At 61.5% G+C, this 7,005-nt stretch carries 6 protein-coding genes; 2 read left to right on the top strand and 4 right to left on the bottom strand.

Features of this window, described 5'->3' with window-relative positions:
* On the bottom strand, positions 1–2,734 hold a 2,734-nt coding region (locus ACREC7_RS14870; RefSeq protein ID WP_431556472.1), incomplete at its 3' end, for a PQQ-binding-like beta-propeller repeat protein.
* Between the two features lie 73 nt (positions 2,735–2,807).
* Complete coding sequence (locus tag ACREC7_RS14865; RefSeq protein ID WP_431556471.1) at positions 2,808–3,254, bottom strand: DUF302 domain-containing protein; 447 nt, start codon at positions 3,252–3,254, stop codon at positions 2,808–2,810.
* Between the two features lie 315 nt (positions 3,255–3,569).
* Between ACREC7_RS14865 and ACREC7_RS14860 the strand changes: the two genes are divergently transcribed.
* The gene (locus tag ACREC7_RS14860; protein ID WP_431556470.1) at positions 3,570–4,088 is read left to right on the top strand and encodes a CAP domain-containing protein; all 519 of its coding nucleotides are present in this window, start codon (positions 3,570–3,572) and stop codon (positions 4,086–4,088) included.
* A gap of 24 nt (positions 4,089–4,112) precedes the next feature.
* Here the strand turns inward: ACREC7_RS14860 and ACREC7_RS14855 are convergent, their stop codons facing one another.
* Both ACREC7_RS14855 and ACREC7_RS14850 read right to left on the bottom strand, forming a co-directional pair.
* Complete coding sequence (locus tag ACREC7_RS14855) at positions 4,113–4,553, bottom strand: hypothetical protein (protein ID WP_431556469.1); 441 nt, start codon at positions 4,551–4,553, stop codon at positions 4,113–4,115.
* 88 nt (positions 4,554–4,641) lie between these two features.
* A complete protein-coding gene (locus ACREC7_RS14850) occupies positions 4,642–4,776 on the bottom strand; it encodes a hypothetical protein (RefSeq protein ID WP_431556468.1) in 135 nt (44 codons plus the stop codon).
* Between the two features lie 445 nt (positions 4,777–5,221).
* Here ACREC7_RS14850 and ACREC7_RS14845 point away from each other — a divergent pair, with 445 nt between their 5' ends.
* Complete coding sequence (locus ACREC7_RS14845; protein WP_431556467.1) at positions 5,222–6,385, top strand: tetratricopeptide repeat protein; 1,164 nt, start codon at positions 5,222–5,224, stop codon at positions 6,383–6,385.
* Positions 6,386–7,005 lie beyond the last annotated feature (620 nt).

Genomic DNA, 7,005 nt, shown 5'->3' with positions numbered 1-7,005 from the left:
CACCGGGCCCGAGCACCTTGGCCTTGAGCGCGGTCGCCCGATCGCGCACCGCCGGAAAGTCGGCGTTGTCGTAGACCGACACCAGCCACAATGGGGAGTATCCGGCATCGCCCGGCAGAGTAAACGGGACGTTGTGGGTCTGCTCGGAGTTGGGCTCGGCGTGGAATCCTGACCCGGGGCCGCCGTTCGGCTGACCCGGATTGACGTTGAAGGTCACGTAGATCGGCGACAGGGGGACATTGTCTCCAGCGGCAGACAACGGCGCTTCGCCGAAGCTGAAGAATTTCGCCACCTTGCCTTGGTACCAGGCGCGTTGCAGCGCGGCGCTTTCGCCGTTCAGGCGCATGGTCGCTTTCGATTTGTCCGGCACCACCGGCATGTTGCGCAGCGCAGCAGTCTTTTCCATCTTGTAGCCGGCATCGAGCAGCGTCGCGCTATCGACAATCGCGTTGGCGGCATAGTCCTTGGGCACCGTCGCTTTCCACACCTGCCGGAAGTCGTTGTAGCCCGTCTCGCCAGGCAGCGTATCGATGATATCGAGTTGGCCCTCGACCGGCTTGTCCTCGCCCTCGCGGTAGAGAACGTAGACCGCCCCAGGCGCGGTGGGTTGTACGTCGAAATTGTAGTAGCGCACCGGCTTGCCCGTGGTGGGCGACAGCCCTTGCGTGATGAAGGGGCCGGTGTCGAAATCGACCGGCGCGTTGACGCCAGGAATATGATTGTCGGGCGTGCGCACCTGCAGATGAGCCGCCTTTTCGCTGAAGCGGTCCACCGCCGCGATCGGCGCTTTATCCGGATCGAAAGGCGTCATGGCAACCGGCGCAGCACTTCTACCTGCGGCGAAGACAACAACCGCGGGAAGCCCGGACCCGCCAAAGAACGCCGATACGGTTCCAGACGTCGCCGCGACATATTGCTTGCCGCCGAGCGCATAGCTGATCACGCCGCCGCCGATGCTGCCGCCGGTGTTGAAGCGGTAGAGCACGTCTCCGGTCTTGGCATCGAGGACGAGAAAGTCGTTGTTGAGATCGCCGGTGAACAGCACGCCGCCCGAGGTTGCCGTCACCCCAGCGACGAGCGGCGTTGGCGATGCGTATTTCCAGCGCTCCTTGCCGGTCGAAGCGTCGAACGCGGTCAGCCATCCTTTCGACTTCTCGCGCGGGTCAGAGGCGACCGCGCCGCCGTAATAATGCATGCCCTGCATGATCGGCGGATCCTTCGCCGCCTTGCTGAAGATGCCGCACCAATCGACAGCGGGAACGAACAGGGTGTTGCCGGCGGGATCGTAGGCCGGCCCATTCCACTCCATGCCGCCGAGTAGGCCAGGGCAGCGATGCACGCCTTCCACGGTCGGGACCGCGTCGACATTCTCGCGCGTGGTGATCGGCACCTCGTAGAATTGCTCCTGGTTCTCCCGGTCGAGCAATCTGAGCAGGCCATCCTTGCCGCTGATGCTCATCACCTTGCGTTTCTTGCCGTCGATGGTGGTCTCGAACAGAGGGCTCACCTGGCTGAGATCGGCGTCGTGCACGTCGTGGGGGATGAACTGGCGGTACCAGAGGAGCTTTCCGGTCTTGGCGTCGAGGGCGACGACCGAGTCGGTATAGAGGTTGGCGCCTGGCCTGAGCTCGCCATAGAAGTCAGGCGCGGGATTGCCGACCGGCAGATAGACGATACCGGCCTTGGCATCGAGCGAGACCGGAGTCCACAGGCTGCCGCCGCCATGCTTCAACGATTCCGGATCTTCCCATGAGTCGGCTCCGGGCTCGCCTGGATCGGGAATGAGATTGAATTTCCATACCGGATCGCCGGTGTCGAGCTTGAAGGCTCCGAACCAATTCTTGGCGCCGAAATCCGCGCCGGAGGGTCCGATGAGAATGAGGTCGCCAAAGATAAGCGGCGGCATCGAAAGATATTGGCCGCCGGCGAAGCTCGCGATCGGCTGGCTCCACAGCAGCGAGCCGTCGGCCATGTCGAGCGCAATGAGATAACCGTCGGCGGTGCCGCGCACGAGCTTGCCGTCCTTGATGGCGGCGCCACGATTGGCTGGCGAGATCTCCTGCCCTTTCGGCTGCCAGATATAGGTCCAGCGCTCGCGGCAGGTCTTGGCGTCGATCGCCACGGTGGCGCGACCGAAGGTGAGATACATCACCCCGCCATAGACGAGCGGGCTCGTCTGCACCGAGGCTGCCTGCTCTGAGCGATAGAGGCAGACCGGCCGCAAGTTCCTGGCGTTGGCCGGCGTGATCTGGTTGAGGTCGACGAAGCGGGAGCCCGCGTAGTCGCGCGAAGCGTAGAGCCAGCTGTCGGTTGCCGAAGCGGCCTCGTCGAGTTCGGCTTGGGTTGGACCGGTGATCTTGGCGACCGCAGGACCGCTCGGCTTGGTCCCGGCGGACGTGTCTTTGAGCGTGGCGAGATAGGCAAAGAGATTGGCGCGGCCGGTCTCATCGGGCACCATCACCGTCATTGCCGTTCCAGGCACGAGCTTGCTCGGGTCGGCCAGGAATTGGATGAAGGTCTTGGCGTCCCAGGTCAGTCCTGAGCCGGTGATCGCCGGGGTGTAGTGGAAACCTGACAGCGATCCTGCTTTCCGTCCGGCAACGCCGGCAAGCGACGGGCCGATCCCGTTCACGCCAGGCTGGTTGGAATGGCAGGCCGTGCATTGCGCCTGATAGATTTCCTGGCCCGCGCCGACATCCTCGGCAGCCGGGGCCGGATTTGCCAGTGCGATCAAGATTGCGGCTAAGCAGAGACGAGAGACTTGCATGACGGACACTCCCGATGCGTGGGGCGCCAGAGTCGAACCGCTATCGAACCGTCGATGTAATGGATGCGATCACCTCCGACGCCTTGTTGAAGGCGTCGTCGCGATCCATGATTCCGTGCCGATGCGCGATCCAGGTGAAGTCGGTGTAGTTGACCCAGACGTCGCCCTTCTCGTCCTGGTAGACCAACACCCGCACCGGCCAATCAAGCCCCGCCGATGGATTGGACGTCAGGAACAAGGTTCCGAGCGGCGGATTGCCAAACACGATCAGCGTCGACGGGCGCAAGGTGACACCGGCATCGGCCGCGAGCTTGGACTGATCGATTTCGCTGAAGAACATGATGCCCTTGTCGGCAACGTCCTTTTTGATGCGCTTGATGGTTTCGGGCATTGAGTGCGCACTCTTGATGCGCACGACGCCGTCATCGTCGACCGCCATCGCCGGTCCTGACGGCAGTAGCATCAGAGCCCACGCCAACATTGTCATGGACCGGATGAATCGCGTGAGCATGGATTTCGTCCTCTCGGCTTACCCTGTGGAACGAAGCCGAGCATGGCGAAGTCTCCCGTCCAGTTGAAATGCCGCGTTGCTCTAGTGTCGATAGCGCTGCGCTATAGCGGGGCTGACTTGGACCAAACGGCGTCTGGTTGGCGGAAATTGAGGCTTCGCGCGGGGCCTACGCACGCTCCCTCAACCCATAGACAATCGATCCTTCCCCCGGCTACAGCAGCGCTCCACGCCTCTGAGGCGTGCTGACGCCACATTCTTGGCGCTCTGCTCAGCAGCATTGGGGGGGAACCGATGTTACAGCGAAGCATCCTGATCGCCATGCTGGTGCTGGCGACGCCGGCGGCTGCGGGATGGACGCTGCCATGCCTCTTCGGCGGCTGTTCCATCACGCTTGTGTCTCCCGAATATGCCGCGCGTCCCGTGCAGAAGCTCGATCCGGAAAAGGCGTTGGCGGAGATCAACGCCTTCAGGACCAAGTATGGGCGCAAGCCGGTCGTGCTCGATGCGCGCCTGTCGCAAGCCGCCGCGGTTCAATCGAAGGATCAGGCAGGACGAAGCTCGATCGGTCATTACGGGTCTGACGGATCGAAGCCCATGCAGCGCGCCGCGCGCGCCGGCTTCCATGCGAAGATCGCCTCGGAGAACGTCGCCTCGGGGCAGAAATCCTTCGGCGACGCCATGCGCAGCTGGGAGGAAAGCTCGGGCCATCGGGAGAACCTGCTGCGCCCCGAGGTGACGGCGATCGGCGTCGCCATGGCCAAGAGTGAAAGCAGCCGTCCCTACTGGACGCTCGTCCTCGGCGCCGAATGACCGCCGAAATGGTGTTAGGGCGAGCTACCGCAGCGAGATCGCCAGCCCGCTGAGATCGGCATTGGCGATTAACCCGACCTGCCGGCCGGACAGCGTCAACGTGGCGCCCTTCTCATTGCGCAGCACGATCGCCCGCGCGCCGACCAAGAGCGCGGCTCCGGCTCCGGCGCCGCCATAAACGCCGGCGACGTCCGATGGGTACCGGATGTTGCTCACGCGGCCATACAGCCTCGTCTCCGAAGCGCCGAACACGAGCCCCGCGCTCAAGCCGCCAATCGACAGCGGATAGCGCCGCCCATGGAAGAAGAGCGTGCCGCCGCCGCCAGAGGCGCCGATGATCCAACCCCCCTTCAACTCCCAAATCTGAACGGTGCCGGAATCGGCGTGAGCGGCGGACGAAAGACCCGCACCGGTCAAGGCCAACAAAGCAACGAGGGCGGCACGAAATCCCGGCGAAAATCGCATGATGGAGTCTCCGTGGGTCCATCGAGGAACCGGCAATTCTTGGCTCGGCCGGACTTCATTCAAGGGGCTCAAAATGGAGCGATCTGCGTCAACGCGGGGCGAAGCGGGAAAAGCGGCGAATACTCTTCTCCTCTCGATACGCCCTGATGATGGCGATCACGGCCACAAGGATATTCCCGGCAATCACCGCGCACAGCGCCGCAAAAAGAATCTGGTAGGTCATATGTTCCTTCCCTCTGGCCGTTTCCCGTTGCGGGGCTCGGACGAGCCGCTCCGAGCCTTTCCGGCATTGTGTGGCCATTATCTCAAACAGCGATCGGCGCATTTGGTTCCCGCTGCTGGTGCGAGTTGACGTTCGCCCACCACTTATCCCCGCTGTCCGGCCTCGGTTAGACATGAGCCATCCGTGCCCCATGCGGGATGCCTGACCTAGGTCGTCTTTGTCATGTGGGGTGGGCTGCGGCGCTCGAGGTGCCGACGGAATGAACACGGGCCGCGCCGCGGTTCGCGCCTGAATGAACCCCGAAGTAGAGCCAATCCGCAGCGCGCTGAACGCCTCCAACGACCGCTTACCGACCGACTAGGCAATTTCTTGTTATAATGCTGGCGTGGCGCCCCGCGAGGGGCCGATTGATACTCCCTTACCTGATGCGAGGAGAGAGTCGATCATGAAACGCCCGAATCGTATCCGACCTTCACCGAAGAAAGGCGACCCAATAGACAGCCCAAGCGGAGTCTTAACCCGCTTGGCGGATGACCTCAGGATATATTGGCCGTTAATTGCAGCTGTCACCTCAATAATCGTGGCTTCGCTTGCGTGGGTGGCATGGGGGGTGTCGCCGCTCGATAGCGCGAGAGAAATAGCCCACCAAAAGCAACAGCACAATTTCCAGGAACGTTTGACGGGCCTCCACCTCGAGCTAGGAGAGGACTTCCTCAATGTAGGTCAGCTCGCCGCTGCTAGGTTCGAATTCGAACGAGCGAAAACTTTGGACCCATACAGTGTTCCTGCAGAGCTCGGCCTTCTGAAAGTGTCTACCTTTGAGCCGATTGCCAAGAAGGAATACGACCCGGAGGTGGCACAACGGCGGTTGGGTGCTGTGCTGCGACAGAACCCAAATGACACTCACGCTCTCGCCTTCCTGGGGGAAGTCTATTCAGCAATCGATCATGCCGAGGCACATCGCTATTTGGATCAAGCGATTGCGATCAATTCCAAAAACGCTCGAGCGTATGCACTGAAGGGCGACTTATTTGAGAGCGAACAAAAGACAGCCATGGCGCTTAAAATGTTTGAAAATGCGGTCTCGCTGTCCCCTTGGAACCAGGTTTTCCTAAGCAACCTTGCTTATGAACACTTCCTCCTGGAACAATATCAAGAAGCCGAACGCCTCTACTTGCAACTACTCAACCTAAATCCGCGATTCATGGAAAGCTATTATATGCTGGCGAGGACTCAGTTTCGGCTTGGAGATTTCGAAGCGGCTTATACGAACCTGCAGTCACTCTCCAGCTTGCTTAATGATCAAGCCATCATGTCGCTGCCTCGTAACCAGGAGATGTGGTGGTTTTACGGACCAGATAAGAAGGAGATCGACCTCCGTACGGACACAGAAAAGAGAGCATATGCGCGATATTTGATGGAACTTGGAGAGCATCTTCTGGACCGCGAACCCGACACCCGACTGGCGGACGATTCCACCGCTGGGGATACGCCGTTTGTTCGCTTGCTTGTCATTGGCGAGCTTGAAGAGCTGGGAGAGTCACAGCCAGACCTCAAGAATAAGCTGTCGTCGTTTAGATCTCGTCTTGATGGTGGTGAACGTCGTTAGCCCGACAATTGTTTGCGGCCGTCGGCCGGGACACCTCGCAGGCCAAATCGGAGGGAGCTTTAGCCTCGCTTGGGCCCATTACGGCGCAGCTATGTCAGGTTCTGACACATAGCTCCAATCAGTATTCGCACCACTTATCCCCGCGCTCCGCGCCTGCATTAGACTCTCCCCATCCCTGCCCCATGAGGGATGCGTGACCTAGGACCGTCCTCGTCATGTGGGGCAGGGATGTGGCGCCTGAGGAGAACCGCGAAACGGGCGTGCGACCTCATCTGAGAAAGAGTGGTCTCGCGTTTCGCGGCCGGGGTAACGGACCACCTCAGGGGCTCGTCTGCCCCCCGCCTGGGTTGGAAAGCCCAGGTCCATCTCTGCCGGCAGCCGTTCCGCTGCCCGCGGAAGAGGCGGTAAGCGTGGGGAAGGGGCTTAGCATATCGCCGCTGCGGGGCGCCGAGAGGCTGCCCACTAAACATAGGACGCGGCCGCTCGGTGCCCCGCATCCCTCGTTTTCGATGCGCTACGGCGCTTCGCGCTGCTTGAGCGCGGCTCTTTGACATGCCTCGCGGGCTTCGCTCGGCGAGATAATTTGGCACGGCCCCTCCTCTCCCCGGTGGGGAGAGGTC

This window comes from Methyloceanibacter sp., from assembly GCF_050728395.1.
GTDB lineage: Bacteria > Pseudomonadota > Alphaproteobacteria > Rhizobiales > Methyloligellaceae > Methyloceanibacter.
This window is presented reverse-complemented; position numbering and strand designations above follow the sequence as displayed.